General features: G+C 48.8%; 14 protein-coding genes. 11 read left to right on the top strand and 3 right to left on the bottom strand.

What is annotated here, in order from left to right; genetic code table 11:
- Window positions 1-36: 36 nt before the first annotated feature.
- Both kbl and tdh read right to left on the bottom strand, forming a co-directional pair.
- Complete coding sequence (gene kbl / locus ACQ6WK_RS10725) at window positions 37-1,236, bottom strand: glycine C-acetyltransferase (protein ID WP_432797379.1); 1,200 nt, start codon at window positions 1,234-1,236, stop codon at window positions 37-39.
- Between the two features lie 69 nt (window positions 1,237-1,305).
- Window positions 1,306-2,355 carry an L-threonine 3-dehydrogenase gene (gene tdh, locus ACQ6WK_RS10720; RefSeq protein ID WP_432800393.1) on the bottom strand — a complete coding sequence of 350 codons (1,050 nt, stop codon included), beginning with the start codon at window positions 2,353-2,355 and terminating at the stop codon, window positions 1,306-1,308.
- A 120-nt stretch (window positions 2,356-2,475) separates the two neighbouring features.
- On the opposite strand from tdh, the gene ACQ6WK_RS10715 reads away from it, so the two are divergent.
- The 8 genes from ACQ6WK_RS10715 to ACQ6WK_RS10680 all read left to right on the top strand — a co-directional run bounded on the left by ACQ6WK_RS10715 (window position 2,476) and on the right by ACQ6WK_RS10680 (window position 15,467).
- Window positions 2,476-3,114 (top strand): helix-turn-helix domain-containing protein, encoded by a 639-nt coding sequence (locus ACQ6WK_RS10715; RefSeq protein ID WP_432797378.1) that lies wholly within the window; start codon window positions 2,476-2,478, stop codon window positions 3,112-3,114.
- A 326-nt stretch (window positions 3,115-3,440) separates the two neighbouring features.
- The gene (locus ACQ6WK_RS10710) at window positions 3,441-5,021 is read left to right on the top strand and encodes a 2-isopropylmalate synthase (protein WP_432797377.1); all 1,581 of its coding nucleotides are present in this window, start codon (window positions 3,441-3,443) and stop codon (window positions 5,019-5,021) included.
- A gap of 107 nt (window positions 5,022-5,128) precedes the next feature.
- Window positions 5,129-5,890, top strand: a complete 762-nt coding sequence (locus ACQ6WK_RS10705) for a class I SAM-dependent methyltransferase (protein ID WP_432797376.1) — start codon at window positions 5,129-5,131, stop codon at window positions 5,888-5,890.
- 110 nt (window positions 5,891-6,000) lie between these two features.
- Window positions 6,001-7,107 carry a methyltransferase gene (locus ACQ6WK_RS10700; RefSeq protein ID WP_432797375.1) on the top strand — a complete coding sequence of 369 codons (1,107 nt, stop codon included), beginning with the start codon at window positions 6,001-6,003 and terminating at the stop codon, window positions 7,105-7,107.
- Between the two features lie 255 nt (window positions 7,108-7,362).
- Window positions 7,363-8,763 carry a PhoH family protein gene (locus ACQ6WK_RS10695; protein ID WP_432797374.1) on the top strand — a complete coding sequence of 467 codons (1,401 nt, stop codon included), beginning with the start codon at window positions 7,363-7,365 and terminating at the stop codon, window positions 8,761-8,763.
- Window positions 8,764-9,078: 315 nt separating this feature from the next.
- Window positions 9,079-12,918, top strand: coding sequence for a hypothetical protein (locus tag ACQ6WK_RS10690; protein WP_432797373.1), 3,840 nt, complete (start codon window positions 9,079-9,081; stop codon window positions 12,916-12,918).
- Between the two features lie 82 nt (window positions 12,919-13,000).
- Complete coding sequence (locus tag ACQ6WK_RS10685; protein ID WP_432797372.1) at window positions 13,001-14,053, top strand: alcohol dehydrogenase catalytic domain-containing protein; 1,053 nt, start codon at window positions 13,001-13,003, stop codon at window positions 14,051-14,053.
- A 211-nt stretch (window positions 14,054-14,264) separates the two neighbouring features.
- Window positions 14,265-15,467, top strand: coding sequence for an aldo/keto reductase (locus ACQ6WK_RS10680; protein ID WP_432800392.1), 1,203 nt, complete (start codon window positions 14,265-14,267; stop codon window positions 15,465-15,467).
- Between the two features lie 76 nt (window positions 15,468-15,543).
- Here the strand turns inward: ACQ6WK_RS10680 and ACQ6WK_RS10675 are convergent, their stop codons facing one another.
- Complete coding sequence (locus ACQ6WK_RS10675; protein ID WP_432797371.1) at window positions 15,544-16,419, bottom strand: hypothetical protein; 876 nt, start codon at window positions 16,417-16,419, stop codon at window positions 15,544-15,546.
- A gap of 374 nt (window positions 16,420-16,793) precedes the next feature.
- Here ACQ6WK_RS10675 and ACQ6WK_RS10670 point away from each other — a divergent pair, with 374 nt between their 5' ends.
- The 3 genes from ACQ6WK_RS10670 to ACQ6WK_RS10660 are packed head-to-tail and all read left to right on the top strand — an operon-like array spanning window position 16,794 to window position 20,000.
- Entirely contained in the window at window positions 16,794-17,906 is a 1,113-nt protein-coding gene (locus tag ACQ6WK_RS10670) for a DegT/DnrJ/EryC1/StrS family aminotransferase (RefSeq protein ID WP_432797370.1), read from the top strand.
- A 49-nt stretch (window positions 17,907-17,955) separates the two neighbouring features.
- Window positions 17,956-18,921 carry an ABC transporter ATP-binding protein gene (locus tag ACQ6WK_RS10665; protein ID WP_432797369.1) on the top strand — a complete coding sequence of 322 codons (966 nt, stop codon included), beginning with the start codon at window positions 17,956-17,958 and terminating at the stop codon, window positions 18,919-18,921.
- Between the two features lie 56 nt (window positions 18,922-18,977).
- A complete protein-coding gene (locus tag ACQ6WK_RS10660; protein WP_432797368.1) occupies window positions 18,978-20,000 on the top strand; it encodes an MlaD family protein in 1,023 nt (340 codons plus the stop codon).
- The last annotated feature ends 116 nt before the right edge of the window (window positions 20,001-20,116 follow it).

Below are 20,116 nucleotides of genomic sequence, written 5' to 3'. Positions count from 1 at the left end.
TTCTGTACGCACAATCCAGTATTTCATCATCCTGAGTCATGGCATCCCAAGCGATTGTTTTGCTGCGGCGAACTGCTCAATCGCAAACCCTAAATCATCCTCGCGATGTGCGGCCGATACCTGTACGCGGATCCGAGCTTTGCCCTTGGGCACGACTGGATAGCTGAACGCAATCACATACACACCTCGTTTTAGCATCTCATCCGCTAATCGCACCGCCTGTGCCGCATCGCCGATCATGATCGGCGTGATCGGATGCTCACCCTCGATGATCTCAAACCCAACGTCTGCGATTTCCGCCCGAAAAAACTTTGTGTTTTGTTCCAGTTTATCCCGCAGTGCGGTGCTTTCTTCAAGCATCTCAAACACCTTGAGTGATCCGCCGACGATGCCGGGCATGACTGAATTAGAAAATAAATATGGTCGAGACCGCTGACGGAGAAGGGTGATGATTTCGTTGCGGCCAGACGTGTAGCCACCCGACGCGCCGCCGATTGCTTTGCCAAGTGTGCCAGTCGTAATATCAATCTTCTTGATACAATCACGATATTCATGTGTCCCTCGGCCTGTCTTGCCGAGAAAACCCGTGGCATGACAATCATCAAAATGCACCAACGCGCCATATTTTTCCGCCAGATCGCAAATGCTATCCAGTTGCGCAATATGTCCGTCCATGGAAAAAACACCATCAGTCGTGATCAGCTTAAACCGAGCGCCATCCTGTTCGGCCTGCTGCAGTTTGGCTTCAAGATCAACCATGTCGTTGTTGTTGTAGCGATAGCGTTTAGCTTTGCAAAGACGGATACCATCAATCATAGAGGCGTGGTTAAGAGCATCGGAGATGACTGCGTCCTGATCGGTGAGAAGCGTTTCGAATAGCCCGCCGTTGGCATCAAAGCACGATGAATAAAGAATCGTATCTTCTGTTCCGAGGAAGCGTGAAATGGTTTGTTCAAGCTGCTTGTGAATGGTTTGTGTGCCACAAATGAATCGTACCGATGATAAGCCGTACCCATAGTTATCTATTGCATTCTTTGCAGCAGCAATCACCTCCGGATGATCCGACAAACCCAGATAGTTGTTGGCGCACATATTCAAGATCTTTGGATTGTCGATATTCTCAACACCTATATGTGCGCGTTGCGGCGAGCTGATAATACGCTCCTCTTTTATCAATCCAGCATCACGGATTTCATCGAGTTGTGTTTGCAGATGTGATTGAAACTTGCCATACATGATGATGGTCCTGTTACTTAGCACTGTAAATTGGTTTGATAATCCATTTTATCGTTCGAAGAATGCTGGCTATACCCCTGGCGGTTTGTTGTTCTGATTCCAGTAGAGGATTACTTTGCCGCACTTACCAGAACGCATAACTTTAAAACCTTCTTCAAAGTCGGTGTAGTTGAACCGGTGCGTGATGATGGGGCTGATATCGAGTCCACCTTGAATCATTACAGTCATCTTGTACCACGTTTCATACATCTCCCGGCCGTAAATTCCCTTAATCGTAATCATATTGAAAACGACTTCGTTCCAATCTATTGCAATGTCCTGACTGGGTATGCCGAGCATTGCGATCTTGCCGCCATGGCACATATTCTTCAACATCGAGCGGAATGCATCTGGATTGCCCGACATCTCCATGCCGACATCAAATCCTTCGGCCATGCCAAGTTCCTGCTGGACATCTTGCAGGTTTTTCTCTTTTGGATTGATCGCTATTGTCGCGCCCATTTTTCTAGCGAGGTCAAGACGGTATTTATTTACATCCGTGATCACGACATATCTTGCGCCAGCATACTTCGCGACCGCACAAGCCATGCAACCAATCGGTCCCGCCCCAGTGATCAAAACATCTTCGCCGAGAACATCAAATGTGAGCGCGGTATGCACCGCATTGCCATATGGATCAAAGATTGATTTCACATCACGTCCGAGCCCGTGTTCGTGCAACCAGACATTGGTCTGCGGTAGCGATATATATTCTGCAAAAGCGCCCGGTCGATTTACACCGATACCTTTGGTCTGTGCACAGAGATGCCGTCGCCCGGCCATGCAATTTCGGCAATGACCGCACACCACATGCCCTTCGCCAGACACGATATTACCCGCCGAGAAATCCGTTACCGCACTGCCAACTTCGACGATCTCACCCACAAATTCATGACCAACCACCATCGGAACAGGGATCGTTGCTTGTGCCCACGTATCCCAGTTATAGATGTGTAAGTCTGTGCCGCAGATACCCGTGCGATCAACTTTGATCAAAACATCGTTTACGCCAACCATCGGGATCGCGACATCTTCGAGCCAAAGTCCTTCCTCGCTTCGCCGCTTGACCAGTGCTTTCATTGTCTGCATTTTTGCTGCCCCTTGCTGCGGCATGTGATACAATATCGTGAACAGGTGTCCGTTATGCTATACGGGCAGGTTCTGTAAGCAAGACACAAATCCAACAAAAACGGAAGAATCGTGGCCGCATCTAAGAAGAAACCCAAAAAGATCGCCGACCCCGCTTCTGTTGCCTCGCTTCATGATCGGCCAGACCACGCCGATCCCGTCACTCAAGCGGTATGCCATCGCATCAAAGAACTCCGCAAGCAGCACCGTTGGACTCTTCAACAGCTTGCCGATGCGTCTCATGTGTCTCGATCCATGCTTTCGCAGATCGAACGTGGGCAAGCTAACCCGACACTGGCGGTGGCATATCGGATCGCGCAAGCCTTCGACCTGCCGCTCGGGCAGTTGGTGGATATTGCTATGTCGGAATCGCACATCCAGATCATCCGTGGTGACGACCCGACTTTCCTCTACAAATCCGATGAAAACATGCAAGTCCGCACACTCTCCCCGCTGAACAAGGAGAAGGATGTTGAGTTCTACGAGATCCGTTTGAATCCCGGAGCGCAGATGCGATCCGCTTCGCACTTTGAAGGTACGACTGAATTCCTCACCGTACTTAAGGGGGCTGCCTCGGTTCACTCCGGCGAGGATATCTGCACACTCAAGAAAGGTGATTCCGCTCATTATCGTGCGGATGTGCCACACATGATCGCTTGCGGCGGCAAGTCGCCGATGCAGTGCTTCTTGGTCGTAACTTACCGCGCTTGATGTTGCTTAGCAGGTTCAAGCTCGTGGCAAAAACCACCGATAAGACTCACAGCTTATTTGCAAGCTACTATTGACACACCCCAAGGACCTGTTTATCCTTACAAGCCATGAACACGACCCGAAACATTCGACTTAGCATCCTTAGCGAAGGCCTAGCGCTAGACCTTCTGCTTAGCTTGCGCAAAACCGTCGGATAGGGCTGTTAAGACTTTACAGCAATCATCAACCCTGTCTGACAACTCAGGCAGGGTTTTTTCATAGTAGAATTGAGCAGCTCAATCTGATGAGCATCGACACAGGCAACCGCCTAACCAGGAGTTTGGCCGATGGCTACGAACCAAGACAACACCGACAAATCTCCCGAGCAAACCCGCATCCGGATTTTCGACACCACTCTTCGTGATGGTGAACAATCTCCTGGTGCATCGCTAAACTTCTCTGAGAAGTTTGAGATAGCGCGGCAACTCGAACTACTCGGCGTCGATGTTGTCGAGGCAGGTTTCCCGATTACCTCGCAAGGTGATTTTGAAGCTGTCCGCGCAATCAGCCAAGAACTCGAACGTACGACGGTGGCAGGGTTGGCACGTTGCGTGCCGCGAGATATTGATCGTGCCGGTGAAGCGGTCAAGGATGGCAAGAACTCTCGCATCCATGTATTCTGCGCCACGTCCAAAATTCACCGTGAACACAAGCTCAAAAAAGCTTTCGAACAGATCGTTGAGCTTGCCAGTAAGTCTGTTGCGCATGCTCGGCAATACACCGATGACGTCGAGTTTTCGCCGGAAGACGGCTCGCGTACTGAACTCAACTATCTTGTTGATGTGACTGCTGCCGTGATCGAAGCCGGTGCGACGACGATCAATATTCCTGACACGGTTGGCTACGCCACACCTGCGGAGTATGGCAGGATCTTTTCTTATGTTCGTGAACAGCTCCCGGTCATCGACGAAAAAGGCATTATTCTTTCGTCACATTGCCACAACGATTTGGGGTTGGCTGTGGCGAATTCAATCGCAGCCATTCAAAACGGTGCGAAGCAGATCGAGTGTACGATCAATGGTATTGGTGAGCGTGCGGGTAACGCAGCGCTTGAAGAGATTGTGATGGCGCTCAATACGCGCAGTGACGTTTATAACTTCGCAACCAACATTGACACCAAGCGTATTTATCCCGTATCACGCATGGTTTCCAATCTCACCGGTTTGCACGTGCAGCGCAACAAGGCGATTGTCGGCGAGAATGCTTTCGCTCACGAATCCGGCATTCATCAAGACGGCATGCTCAAAAACCGTAACACCTATGAGATTATGAATCCACATGACATCGGTGTGCCTGAATCGAAGCTTGTGTTGGGCAAACATTCCGGCCGCCATGCGCTCAAAGACCGTGTGATTGACTTGGGCTACACTGTAGATGAAGCGATGCTCGACAAGGTGTATGACGCTTTTAAAACTTTAGCTGATAAGAAGAAGGATGTTTACGACGAAGACATCGAAGCGATTTTGGATGAACAACTCGAATCTCAACGGCAACTCTGGGAGCTTGCTCGCTTTCAAATCAGCAGTGGCACGGGCGTCATCAGCACCGCAACTGTGGTGCTTCGTGATTCAAGCGGCGCGGAAAAAATGGATGCTGCGACAGGCGATGGCCCGATTGATGCTTGTTATGAAGCGATTCAGCGGATCACCGGCGTGGTGGTAAAGCTGGAACAGTATCAAACCCGTGCCATCACGGGCGGCAAAGATGCACAAGGCGAAGTCTCCGTACAGATCACACACCGTGAACGCAAAGTACGGGGCAGGGCGTTCTCAACTGACGTAATTGAAGCGGCTGTTCGTGCGTATCTTGCTGCGATTAACCGTATCAAGCTACCTGCCGAAGAACCTGCTCCGGTAGATCAGCCCTGATAACTGACAGTTTCCGATCATTCAGACATTAACCTGAAAATACGATTTTCAGTACAGCGTGCAAGCACGCTGTCTAAGCTTTCTCATGCACTGTAACGAGATTAATCATGAAAACGCCTTATGATTACAGCAAAAAATCAACTGCGGAAGAGATCCGCGAACGTTTTGATCACGATGTTGATCGCTTTTCCAACCTAGAGATAGGGCAGACCGCTGCGATTGATGGGGCGCTGTGTCTGAACATGATCGCAGAGTGTGCAGCGGCGACCTATCCAAAGATGACTCACGTTTTGGACATAGGGTGTGGTGCTGGGAATTTTAGTTTGAATCTGATCAAGCATTTGCGCGAGCAACAGGATTTGCCGCCCGACGAACCAATGGATTTACAGATCACACTGATTGATCTTTCACCCAATATGCTTGAACGTGCAGTACAACGGCTCATGCCGCATACAAGCGGTACAATCACACCGATCTGCGATGATTTTCAGCATGTTACAATAATGGATGATCAGTATGATGTGGTTTTGGCTGGCGCGGTATTGCATCATCTGCGTGAAGATAAGCAATGGCAGGATGCTTTTGTGAAAATCTATACGACGCTTAAGCCCGGCGCATCGCTATGGGTATTCGATATGATTGCGCACGATAATTCCTCGGCACAGCAAGCGTGTCAGAAGTTATACAGTGATTATCTGATTGCATTTAAGGATGAAGCATATCGTGATGAAGTTTTTGCTTATATCGAGAAAGAGGACACGCCGCGATCATTAGGTTGGCAATCTCGCCAGCTCTATGCCGCTGGATTTTCTGATGTGGATGTCTTGCACAAGCATGCGTTGATGGCGGCTTACGTCGCCACCAAGTAGATGTCTCTTGTGCTATAATCTCGGTATATTTGTTTGTTGTTTTGATTTACGATAGATGGGGTCTGTTCCTATTGAGTATTACCGTTACAACACAACAGGATGCTTATAGCTTGCTTATTCAAGCTGTTGCGCAGAATGTATCTGAATCACAGCCATCTCGTGCATTGGTGTTTGAGGATGCTTCGTTGCAACTCACTGCCGGCCTTGCTGGGGTGTGTAAGCTTGCTTCTATTACTGCATGTCGCCGTTTGTTGTCAATGGATAACCAGTTGCCTGCGATTCCCAATCTCACCGTACTAAATGCAGCGTATCCGTCTACGAACCAATCGTTTGATGTGGTGTTGCTACCTATTCCGAAAGGGCGGCAATACAGCCGGTTATTGATCGCTGCCGCATATCAATTACTTGTGCCAAACGGACGGTTGTATCTTGTTGGGCAAACCAAGCTTGGTGCAAAAACTATCATCAAGGATGCGGCACAATGCTTTGGCAATTCGGAAACACTCATTACTAAAAAGCACTGTCGTGTTGCGTACTGCATCAAAACTGATGTGGTGAGCCGGCCAACAGATTGGATGTTGATCCCCGGTAACACTCCCGGTTCTACACATCAATATACTTTCAAGCATCAGCGACAAGATATCACGATTCAAACCCAGCCTGGTGTGTTTTCATATGACGATCTTGACCCTGCTACAGCTTTGCTACTTGATCATATGACGGTTAAGCCCGGTGAGTGTGTTTGGGATGTGGGTTGTGGCGCGGGGCCAATCGGCATTACAGCAGCATATCAAGGGGCTGCTCATGTACGTTTGTCGGATGTTGACTATCACGCGCTTAGGCTTGCGATGCTCAATCTTGCTAAGCATGATCTTGTTGATAAAACAGATATTTATGCGGCGACAAGTTTAGGTATACAGCATCGTCTTTCACTTGGTGTACAGGGGCAGGTGAAATTATCTCCGTTGCCCGATGAATCCAAAACTTTTGATCTGATTGTGACCAATCCACCATTCCATAGCCAGCACGAACATGACACACGCATGCTCAAGCATTTGCTTGGTGCGGCCCGTGACCATCTTTCAGATACCGGCCGATTACTTGTGGTTGCGAATGCATTTTTGCCCTATCCGAGGATGTTTGCAAAAGCCAGCTTCACTCATGAAATTCTTGCGGAAACCGCTTCATTTCGGCTCTATCAAGCCACACCAAAATGATCTTTTTGGCAACTTGCGACAATCCTTTACTCATTTCTCACCATTGCGGCTTAGGTTGGCGTTAAGATGGGCACGTTGCATGAATCATGGTCGTTTGTCATATTTTTCTTTACGCTAGATGGCACATGTTTTACGGTAGTGGCGGTGAGAAACCGATAATGACAGATGAACCGAATATCGGTTTGAGCCGTAGTAACAACAGGCTGCTTCGAACTTGTAAGCACCCCATTTGAATCAGTAAGAGAGGATCATACCTTGAGTCGTTCCAATCCTTCAGGTCCCACGCACGTCAAGTATTTTGTCTTGGATACGAACGTTCTGTTACACAACTCTGCCGCACTTTATATGTTTGATGATAATGAAGTGGTAATTCCGTTCGCGGTGTTGGAAGAGTTGGATAAATTCAAAAAAGAGAATGATGATGTTGGTCGCAACGCGCGCCAGATTATTCGTGAATTGGATAAACTCCGTTTGAAAGGGGCGTTGGCTGATGGAGTTGAATGGAATGGGCACGGGGGGCGCATCAAGATTGAATTTTCAGATAAGGATCGTCCGCAATGGCTCGCGGAAGAAAAGCCGGACAACCGTATCATTGGTGTGGCATGGAATCTTAAAGAAGCTGGTAAGCATGTCATCCTGATCACAAAAGACATCAATGTGCGCATCAAGACTGACGCGCTAGGTATTGAAACGCAAGATTTTGAAGCGCAGAAGGTTGATAGCGACCGACTGTACTCTGGCTATATTGAACTTACAGTGCCTGATGAGATTATCGATAAGCTTTATGAAGAAAAACAACTCAACGTGGGTGAGCTTGAAGAATACCTGGTCATGACCTATGACGACGGCAGCACGCAGCCGATAGAACTGTTTGCCAATCAATTTGTGAAGCTGCAATCTAATATCGATCAGTCACACTCTGGCATTGCACGCCGTCTTGCAGATACAAATCACCTGATTCCGATCCACGGGCCACGTAAGCCTGTTTTTGGTGTTATGGCACGGAATATTCAGCAAACCATGGCGATGGATTTGCTATTGGATGATGAGATTAAGTTGATTACACTGCTCGGCCAAGCAGGGACGGGAAAGACGCTTCTCGCGATTGCGGCAGGCATGAGCAAAACCTTCATCGAAGAACGTTACGATAAGTTTCTCGTAGCCCGTCCGATTATGCCAATGGGGCGCGACATCGGTTATCTACCCGGTGACAAAGATGAAAAGCTTTCCGCTTGGATGCAGCCTATTTTCGATAACCTTACCTACTTGATGTCCACACGTGGCGCGGGTTCGCAACATGCCGAATCTAAGCATCCCGAGCAACGCATTAAGCAGTACATGGATTCAGGGCAGCTTGTGCTAGAGCCGCTCACGTACATCCGTGGGCGATCTATTCCGCATCAATTTATCATTGTGGACGAAGCGCAGAACCTCACTCCACATGAAGTGAAGACAATCGTGTCGCGTGTGGGTGAAGGTACGAAAATTATTCTGACTGGCGACGTTGCGCAGATCGATAATCCATATCTTGATGCATCGTCCAACGGCTTGTCCTATATGATCGAGCGACTGAAAGGACAGGCGTTGGTTGGCCACGTGACACTGGCGAAGTCCGAAAGATCAGAGTTGGCCTCGATTGCTGCCGATAAGTTGTAGTATGTGAGAAATATCACGAATTGTTCAAAGCCGCACAGAATGTTGCGGCTTTTTTTAATCTCGTTTTCAGCAAGATGGTTGGGGATTATCAATACAATGGTATGCAAGAAGGAGTTGCTATTTGGCGATAAACTTATGGGCTGAAAATGGCGGCTAAGTGTCGCCAATGACCCGCCGATAGTGGAGGGACAGCTCGTATGAAATTTATGCGGGGGTTTGTGCGTTAAATGGGTATGAACATCATGGGGTTTTATGCGTCTATGTTGTATGAGTCGTCCTATGGTGTATAAGTAAACGGATAGCGGGGAATGTGATATGACAGAAGAATCAAACAGTAAACCGGCAGAACAAAATAAGCCAAAGCGACGTTTGGTATGGATCGGTTACACGATCGGCGGAATTATTCTTGCGTTCGTCGTGATTGTGTTGCTTCTGCCTACTGTGATCAGTACAGGTGCGGGAACACGTCTGGTTGTGCGTGTGATTGATGGTAAGATTCCGGGTTCAGTGCAGATTGAATCAGTTTCATTGGGTTGGTTTACGGGGCAATATGTGTCAGGGCTACGGTTGTTTGATCCAGAAGGCAAAGAAGTGCTTTTGGTGAAACAGTTGGACCTGCCGGATGCCACACTCGGTGCACTGTTGTTTGGCTCGCGTAAGCTCGGCAATATTGATGTGACGGATCTTTCTGCGGATATTATTCAATACGTTGATGGAAGAACGAACCTGCAGGACGCGATTGAAGCATCGCCGAATGGCATGAAGGGATCAGAAACACCGGCTCAGATCGCGTTGGTGAGCAATGTGCAGTTAACGGTGCCGAAGGCAAGTCATACTACGCTTGCTAAAACACCAATGGCAACGCTACCCATCAAAGATCTCTCATTCAATCTCGTCGCTAAGAACATGACCGTGGATTATTCGTTACCCGAACAGCCTGGAATCAAGCTCAATATTCCACAGACCAATATCAATTTTAAAGACCCACGCCAGATCAATCTCCTTCTAAGTGCAACACTTTCGCAAGGCTCTAGTGAAGGGCAGATCAATCTTACAGCGACCGCAAAGAATCTTATGAACGCCAATGGACAGATTTTGCTGGATCAGGCCGAGATTGATGCGGATGCGAATATTCAAACATTCCCGATCGATTCACTGGATAGCATGCTTCAGCAACACGGTAGATTGACCGCGCTGCTTGGTCCGACACTTGATGCAACGCTCGAAGCTGATGGGAAGCTAGCATCACTCAATCTGAAGGTGAACGCGAACAGCCAAACTATCAAGGCAGATGCGGATATTTCAAGTGATGGTAAAACACTGGTTGCGAACAAGCCTGCAACACTTACATTAAATATTTCGCCGGAAGCTTGGCAGACACTATCTCAAGATCGTTTTGGTGAAGTCAATTCAAAGTTGTTGGCACCGTTGACACTCGATCTGATGCTTAGCCATCTCAATGTGCCAATCGATGAGAACAACATTAATCTTGCGGATATGGCGATAGAACTGAATCTCAATGCATCGCCGATTCAGCTTCAGGCGGAAGATATCGGGGAAGTAGATTTGCGGCGGACTACCGTGACGCTGCAAGCTGACCGGCTTGGTTCTGCCTTGATTGCGCATATGGCTTCAGCCGCTACGGTCAATGGGAAACGCGGTGATTTGATGGTTGATGCGAATGTAACGGATTGGCTTACTGCGGAAAATTTATTTGCTAAAGATACTTATGCCTCAAAAGTTGCTGCGAACCTTGAAGCATTTCCGCTTGCATCAATGTTGGACGACCTGCTAGGCGAGAACAATCTCTACATGCTCGCACTTGGGAAGTCAGTCAATGCGACCATACGAGCCGACTATCAAGCAACGGAAAACAAAGGTAAGTTTACCGCGAAACTTGATACTGCTTACGGTAATGTCACTATTGATGCCACACGTTCCCCCGAAGGCTATACGCTTTCACCGGAAACTGTGGCACGTTATCAGATTCAGCCAGCCTTACTCACGCAGCTTACCGGATCGAAAGATCTTTCAGTGCAGCAGCCAATTCAACTCACATTCTCACTCGAGCGTTTCGAGGTTCAGAATACTCGTGGCCCTATTACACCAGATCAGGTGACGGCTGGTTTTACACTCCGTCTTGATCAGTTTTCGCCCACTCAACCAGCATTACAGAACTTCAGTGTCTCTAATCTCACACTCTATATGCATCCAACCACGAAACTTTCAGGTGATATCCCGATTCAACTTGCTGCTAAGTTGCATGATCGAGATGTCACAGCGGATTTAACGGGTAGTCTTGCGTTTGCTTTTGCGAAGAATCAATGGCAGAACGCAGAGCTGAAAGATACCAATCTAAATATTAATAACTTTCCTGTGCTTACACTGGATGATTTGACTGACCAGAATGGGCAGCTTGTTGCGTTACTCGGCCAAACAATTCGTATGATCAACCTCAAAACCGTTGGTGATCCTCGTCAGCAGATCTCGCTTACAGCGACAGTTGAATCTGATTCACTAAACAGCACGATTGGTGGTAAATTAATCCGCGAGCCTAAGCAGGCACTTATGAAGCTTACGCCTGATTCCAAGATCGCACTTACGCTAACACCAGTGCGTTATGCAGATTTTATGACGACGTCTGGCCGTTGGGCTGCTGCGGGCACCACACCGATTAGGCTGACCTCTCCGGCTACTCTGACGTTTGCGATACGTGAGGGCAATATTCCACTGCCGTTTGAACCTGAAAAAACAATGATTTCGGCTAAGCTTGCTTCAACACCATTGGATCTGGAACGGCAAGGTAGTGGGGCTTTTCAGTTGACGGATATTGCTGGCACTTTCACGACATCAGACCTGACGAAGCAAGCGTCGCTCGATTTTAATGCTAATATTCAATCGGCAGATGACCTTGCGTTGAGTCGGAACCGTAGTGAAGCTAACGCTGCTCCAGAGATGGGATCACCGCAGGAGGAAGGTCAACCAGTCGAGAAGCAAGCAGGCCGCATCCATGTTAAGTCAGAGCTGGACCAACTGTTTCTATCGAGTGGCAAGCTTAACCTTGATAACTTAACGTTGAATACAAACACGTCCGTGCAGGACATGCCGATTGATTTGGTTGATCAGTTGATACGAACGAATGGAGATTTGGTTGCGCTGATTGGGCCGATTGGGAATGTTAAGGTTGAAGGTTCGTTCCCGGGAGACATGGATATTGATATACAATCCGAAACGCTGAATGTGCCTGCGTATGTGCATGTGACACGTGATTACGTGCTGACTTTGCGCGAGAATTTTGATGCCAAGGTTACGCCCACACCACAAACTTTCTCGGCGCTGCTAAGTAAGGCGCAGCCAGCTCTCGCCGATGCGATTGCATCTGAAAAACCAATCCGGTTGATCGTGAATAAGGAAGATTTTTCTGTGCCGCTCACAAACTTCCAAACACAGAACCTGAACATGAGCGGAACACTCCTGCTTGGTGAACTTCGTATGAAACGGTCGGGTTGGCTTATGCAATCTTTCACGGCGGCACTTCGTAACATTGGTTTGCCGCTAGGACAGAGCCGAAACACTGGTACCTATACAGCGATGTTTACACCGATGACCTTTACGATCAGGAATGGTGTTATAGAGCCATCACAGGTTTGGATGATCTCCGAAGACCTCGCGATTGGATTCCAAGTCCGCGCTAATCTGAACAACAATCGCCTCGATGCGTTCATGGGGATTCTTGGTGCGTCGTTTATTCTACAAAACCCAAGTGTTTTCTCCGCGTCGTTTAATGCTGATCAGGTTTATTCCATTCCGCTTAGAGGAGCGATCAATAATCCGAAGCCGGATTACGGTTTTCTTGCGATCAATATTGCTGGCACAACTGGAACCAAAGCAATCACTGAAAATACAGGGGATTTGGGAGGACTCATTGGCGGGATTGTGGGGGGAGTAGGCAAGTCCATTAATGATGACAAGCTAAGAAAAGCAGGTCTTAAGCAGTGGAATATCCCGCCACAGGCTCAAGCGGTAATTGAGCTTGCCCAATCAGAAGATCAATCTAAAATCGTTCCACAAAATTCTGATCAGCAGCAGGAGCAACCGCAAAAACGTCGTAATCCTGATGTTGGTGATGTTTTGCGCGGTTTGTTCGGAAATTAGAAATCTATCTCATGGATAGATCGTTTCCCTCACGTATTTGAGTCACAGGACAAGGTTCTCTGTTTTTTCTACAATACATTATATGAGTAGTAAACAAAAACAAGTCATCGTCAACGAGTTCGGCCCAGTTGAGAATCTTCTTACTGAGGAAACCGATATTCCTAAGCCCAGCCAGGGCGAAGTGCTGATCCGTCTCACATCAGTCGGCATGAACCACGCAGATCTCTTGGCACGCAAAGGACTCTACAAAATTGCTTCTGGCGAGCCGCCCTTTACGCCCGGCATTGAAGGCGGTGGCATCATCGAATCAGTCGGTAGCAATATCTCATCCTTTACCAAAGGTGATCGCGTGACACTCACACCTGATGCGCCACGAGCAGCAGCTGGCGGTTATGGCGGTACATATCGCCAGTATTACTGTGTGCCTGCAAGCAAGGTTATCCCTGTTCCCGCTGAAATCCCAGATGATCAACTCGGTGCCCTTTGGCTTCCTTACCTGACTGCGTGGGGTTGCCTGATTTGGAAGCACAACATTAAGCCGGGCAACATCGTCGCCATTCCCGCAGCTTCATCTTCCGTCGCACTTGCTGCGGCGCAAATCGCTAAAAAACATGGTTGCAAAACCATTGGTCTGACAACCTCCAAAGATAAAATCGAGAAAATCAAATCTCTTCCCGGTGTGAACTATGATCATATTGTACTGACGCATGACAAAGATGATGACGGCAAACGTACCATGCTCCCTTGGCACAAGGAAATGCGAACCCTTACCGAAGGCAAGGGTGTCAATATCTTCTTCGATCCAGTTGCTTCTGGTTCATACCTCAACACTGAAATCAAATGTCTCGCACAATTCGGCGTTGTTTATGTCTATGGTCTCCTCGGCGCACCTGACACTGTCGACGTCACACCACTGATCCGTAAATTCGCTTCCATTACGGGTTGGGTTTTGGGCGAACTCATGTTTGCTGGTGAAGATGTGTGGATGCCAGGTTGTAAGCATATTCTTGAAGGCTTTGCGGACGGTTCCTACAAACAGCACGTGGATAAAGCTTACGCGCTGTCAGATGTGCAACAAGCTCACACGGAAATGCAACGGGGTACCCACATTGGTAAGTTGGTGCTCATTCCTTAAGCCCTTAATGACAATACGATACTAAACCAGCCCGTTATCATTGATAACGGGTTTTTTCTTGCGAGGAATGATATCGTCTGCTGTATGGTTGGTATCATAGATACGCCACCGCCTCATGCGTAGAGATCGGGTGGCGATAACATGCAGCGGCTACTTCTGAAAGGTTAAAATGACTACAGTCGCTAATCAGCAAATCAAAGATGATAAGGGTATGATTCGTCGCCGTTTTGGACGCACAGAGATCATGATGCCGATTTTTTCCACCGGTGGTATGCAGTATCAGGACGGTTGGAAGGACAAACCGCTTGCGGAAATTCCTGATGCTATTCAAACCAATCTCAACAATACCATTCTCCGATCCGTTGAACTTGGTATGAATCATATCGAGACCGCCCGTGGTTATGGCCCGTCCGAGCGGCAACTTGGCGTGATCCTCCCTACACTTCCCCGTGACGAGATTATTGTCCAAACTAAAATTGGCCCAGAAGAAGATCCGGCTGAATTTCTTGCGTACTTTGATGAATCGCTTGAACGTTTGCAGCTTGATCATGTTGATTTGCTCGGCATTCATGGCATCAATAACGAAGAAACGCTTCAACGGGCGATACGGCCTGGTGGCTGTCTAGCTGCGGCAAGATCACTCGTACAGGAAGGACGCGTGAAGCATGTTGGCTTCTCTACTCATGCTCCGCTCGACATTATTCTCCGTGCGATCAATCATGATGCTGATGGTGGGTTCGATTATGTTAATCTTCATTGGTACTATATTTTCCAACGCAACTGGCCGGCAGTTCTTGCTGCAAACGAGCAAGATATGGGTGTGTTCATCATTTCGCCCAATGATAAGGGCGGCAAACTTTACGCGCCACCGACCAAGCTTGTTAACCTCACTGGGCCGCTACATCCGATGGCTTTCAACGATCTTTTCTGTCTTTCTCATCCCGAGGTCCACACACTCTCTTGCGGTGCATCCAAGCCTTCAGATTTCGACATCCATGTTGAATCGATCCCGTTGCTAGATTGTGCGGATTCATTTGTTGAGCCAATCATTAGTCGTCTCGAGAATGCAATGTATGAAGCTAACGGCGTGCGGCATCCCGAGGAGTTTTCTCCTGGTTTACTCGACATGGAAAAAACAGATGGCCTCAATCTTGAGATCATGCTCTGGCTTCGTCATCTCGCGCTGGGGTGGGATATGACCGAGTATGGCAAGATGCGATTCAATCTCCTTGGCAACGGCGGACACTGGTTCCCTGGCGGTAAACCGCAAGAAACCCTTGATAAAACAAGTGCTGATCGTCTTCGTGCAGCGGTGCCTGATCACCCTCAGGCGGACAAACTTTATGAACTGGCGGTGCATGCTACGGAGCTGCTCGGTGGTGAAGAAGTTAAGCGTCAATCTGAATCCGATTAGCTCTTCATGAATCATGGTTCAACAAAAAACCGGCCAATGATGGCCGGTTTCATGATCTTATTAAAAACCGCTTACGTCATCCTGTAGTCATCAACATTGCGATGACGATCATGATCAGGATTGGCAACGCATAGGCAACCAGATAGGCAATGATTGATTCGAGAAAATCGGCATCAAAGTATGTTTCACATAAGGCATGGAAAACCAGATAGGTTAGGCCAAGTTTCACAATATCGAAGATGAATGCAAGTGCTGAGCTTCCTGCGATTAGGTACACCCCAGCATTGATGAGTTCTGCAGTTACCAGCACTGCAAGTGCCACTGACACCAGCTTCAATGGTAGCGTCTTTAAGCTGCCAAAGCTTAGGCCCATGATTGCGTTGGTCGCAAACATACTGATCAAAAGAATCGGCATCATCACAACGATGCGGACTGCGTCGTAGATACTGATCAATCCCCAGAGCAGCGTTCGGCTTTCGTTTCCCGTCAAGACGCCAAAAGGAATTGCATACAATGGGTCGCCTGACAGCAGATATGTGCAGCACAGTAGTAGGAAGGCGCCCACTCCGGTCACAATAGCTGGCTTACCCCATTCTGAAAACGTGGTGATTGGTCCTGTGATTTCTTTTTTGCTCTCTATCGTGCTGATCACGCCAGCAGCATAAGCGCCTGAGAGTGGAGAGCCTCCGGGGCCACGATTCGTTTTCGATTGTCCTGGTGCGCTGGCAGCTGATTTCGCTGCAGTAGCTGTGCTACCCCCAGCCTCTCCCGTGGCCGTCTTCATACGCTTGCCTTCAGCGAGATTGAAACCACACTTCACGCAGATCACTGCGCTTTCGCTGATGGGTTGATTGCATGCAGGACAACGTCCGCCACGTGCTTGGACTTTAAGCGGTTTGGCCCGGCCGCCCTGTGCTGCCTGACCATCATCTGGCTGATTCAAGTCGTACATCCGGTTATGCCTCCCAGAACCGAGTTACTTGCAGGCTCCCAAGCCCGCTCGATGATAGTTTACCTTTTTTTACCCAAAACAGCAGCATGATCTTGCCGCAATGGCCCGAAAATACATCCGTGTTTTGGTCCTGTTACCTGTTCGAGGCTCTCATCACAGACTGTTGATTGGTTGTAGACTTTTTGCGGGTATCTACCCATGATCGCCGATAAAAAAATTGACCTGATTCGCCTCACCTCGAAAGATATCCAGACCGGGCAGAAATCGGGCCTTTGCAGTATCATCTGCTGCGGAAAATGGAATTTACAACCACGCCTCGCCGTTGGTAAGTGTGTATGTCCACCGGCCAGGCCACAACCCCGAAGACGCTCACCATGACCGTACCCATTCTTGATCTCTCCATCCAACATGACGCGCTGCAGCCACAAATCAATGACAAAGTAACCGAGGTTATTGCTTCGGGTAAATTCATTCTCGGGCCCTACGTCGAGGAGTTTGAGCAGAAGCTCGCCGAGTTCCATAACGCCAAGCATGCCATCGGTGTCTCTTCGGGCTCTGATGCACTACTCGTTTCACTGATGGCTCTCGGCATCAAAGCCGGCGATGAAGTGATCACTACCCCGTTCACGTTCTTTGCTACCGCTGGCGCGATTGCTCGCTTGGGCGCGGTTCCGGTTTTTATCGACATCGATCCGAAGACGTTCAATCTCGAACATCAGAAGATCGAGCCTGCAATTACCCATCGCACCAAAGCGATCATGCCCGTGCACCTGTTCGGCCTTCCCACCAACATGGACCCCATCATGCAGCTTGCTGAAAAGCATGATCTCAAAGTTGTCGAGGATGCTGCACAATCCATCGGTGCGATGTATACCGATAAGATGGCCTGCACGCTTGGACACTGCGGCTGTCTTTCGTTTTACCCTTCCAAGAATCTATCATGTATGGGCGATGCGGGTGCTATCATCACCAATGATGATGAGCTTGCTGAGAAGCTGCGGCAACTCCGCAACCATGGTATGAACGCCCAATATAAATACGCATCACTTGGTGGTAATTTCCGTATCGATGCGATCCAGGCCGCGATTCTTTCCATTAAGCTCGATCACCTGAATGAATGGACGGAGAAACGCATTGCTCACGCGCAACGCTACAACCGTCACCTTGAAGACCTCGCAGTTGCTACACCACACGAATACGGTTATCGCAAGCACGTCTTTAACCAATACACTATCCGGGTTCATGGCGGTGCACGCGATGGTCTTATGCACCATCTTTCAGGGTCCGGTATCGGGTGCCGTGTGTATTATCCCTCACCTTTGCACGTGGAATCTTGTTTCGAGTACCTCAAATGTCTTCCCGGTTCTTTGCCGATGGCAGAAGAGGCTGCGACAGAGGTACTCAGCCTTCCGGTCTTCCCTGAAATGACCCGAGAACAACAGGATGTTGTGATAGACTGCATCAAGGATTTCTTCACCTCGGAGTAAGCTTCGCTTGACCCATCACCCCAAGCAGAAAAATTCGGGGCCGGGCTACATGCCCGAGCACACCCACAACCCAAGCGACGAAGATTCCATCGTCCGCCTCGTGGGGCTGTCCAAGCGCTTCGGTTCTCTCCGTGTTCTGCACCGACTCAATCTTAATTTCCAACGCGGCCAAACCACCGTCATCCTCGGACCTTCCGGCACTGGCAAGTCCGTTATGCTCAAACACATCGTCGGACTCCTTCAGCCCGATCAAGGTGAAGTTTATTTTGACAGCCAGCGAGTCGATACCGCTTCTCCCGAAGATCTCGTTGAGATGCGCAAAAAGATCGGTTTTCTTTTTCAAATGTCTGCGCTCTTCGATTCTATGAATGTGGGTGAGAATGTTGCTTTCCCGCTCATGGAACATACCGACATGAACGGGCAGCAACGTGTCGAGCGTGTTGCGAAAGTATTGCGGCAAGTCGGTCTGGGCGGACTTGAAGCCAAAATGCCCGCGAAGCTTTCTGGTGGCCAGCGTAAGCGGGTTGCACTTGCCCGCGCCATTGTCCTTGAGCCCTCCCTCATCCTTTATGATGAGCCGACCACCGGCCTCGACCCCATTCGTGCCGATGTTATTAATGAACTGATTATTGCGCTCAACAAAGAGCTCGGTATCTCCTCCATTGTCGTTACGCACGACATGGCTTCGGCAAATAAGATCGCCGATCGCATGCTTCTGCTTTATGATGGGCGCATTATCTGTGACGGCACCCCCGAGCAGTTCCGCCGATCAGACAACGAACTCGTCCAGCGGTTTATCCAAGGTATTGCTGACGCACAAGACCTCGAATCCATCCGTTCAGGTTTTGATCAAAATATTATCAAGCCCGCATCAGCTGGCACGGCATCACCGCCGATCGCGGCCAAGCCGAAGTCAGATCAGAACAGCACGCATGAGATGGATATGCAGGACGATGCTGAGCAACCGGATGAAGATCAGTATCAAGATCAGGATCAACAAGACGACACCAACTAATCATTCTTTGAGATCAACCTGCTGAATGCTTTTGCAAAACGCAGGAGGCAAACACTATGAAAGAACGCACACGCAATCTCGCAGTTGGACTGACCGCACTCGGCGGACTCGCCGGCTGTATCATTCTGCTTCTGCTCTTTGGGTACATCCCAGAGTTCCTCTCGCCCGGTTACTATGTGACTGTTAAAGCACCGAACGCTTCAGGCATCTCTGTTGATGCTAATGTTTATCTTGAGGGTATTCAGATCGGTAAGGTCCGTGAGATTAAGCTTGAACAGCTTCCAGCTTCTGGCGTCATTATCACATGCAAAATTGACGACAAATACCGTTTGCCTGAAGGCGTAACTGTTGATATCTCTCGTGCATTGCTTTCCGGTTCTGCATCAATCTCTGTTTCACGTGCGGATGTTAAATGGGAAGAAAATGGAACCTTTCTTCCAACAGATGGTTCTGCCGTCATCATCGCACAAGAAACCTCACCCTTTGGCAATATTGCTGGCGAACTCAAACAAACCATTCAAGAGCCACTTAAAAAGTTTGAAACTGTTGCCGATCACATCAACGCACTTTCAGATGAATGGAAATTGCTTGGCGAGAACCTAAACAAACTTGCACAGCACGAATCGCTGCAATCTGTCGATGACGGCACCGCTTTTGGCAATCTCTCGACTGTCCTTCAACGCGCCGATGCGCGTCTTGCTCAGGTCAAGCAAGTTCTCGCAGGCATTGATTCCTACGTCAACGATCCAACCATTCGATCTAACATTGAAGGTACTGTTGCTAATGCTAAGGATCTGACCGCCAATGCGAATACGACCATCACTGACGTGAAAGAATCCGTTGTTCAATTGCGTAATCGTTATATTGCACTCGCCGACGATATGTCCAAGGCTGTCGCCTCCATGCAGAAAACGCTTGATGAAGCTCGCGAAGGCAAAGGCACTGTTGGTCAGCTTATGTCCAATCCCGCTTTCTATAACAACATCACTGACGCTTCCGAGCGACTCAAGTCCGCCATGCGTGAACTACAAATCCTCTTCGAGAAATGGAATACCGAGGGTATCGAACTCAATCTCTAGCAGCCCGCCATACACACAAACATAATCTGAATCCATTCCTAGCCCGCGGTTCCTATGCCGCGGGTTTTTTACACCGTTCACCATTTTCTTGTTCGTCAATACTCTGTAATCTTTGC

Origin of the sequence: Poriferisphaera sp. WC338 (assembly GCF_050931845.1) — a bacterium.
Classification (GTDB): Bacteria; Planctomycetota; Phycisphaerae; order Phycisphaerales; family Phycisphaeraceae; genus Poriferisphaera.
Note: the sequence above shows the minus strand (reverse complement) of the source record. Positions and strands in the feature narration are given on the sequence as shown.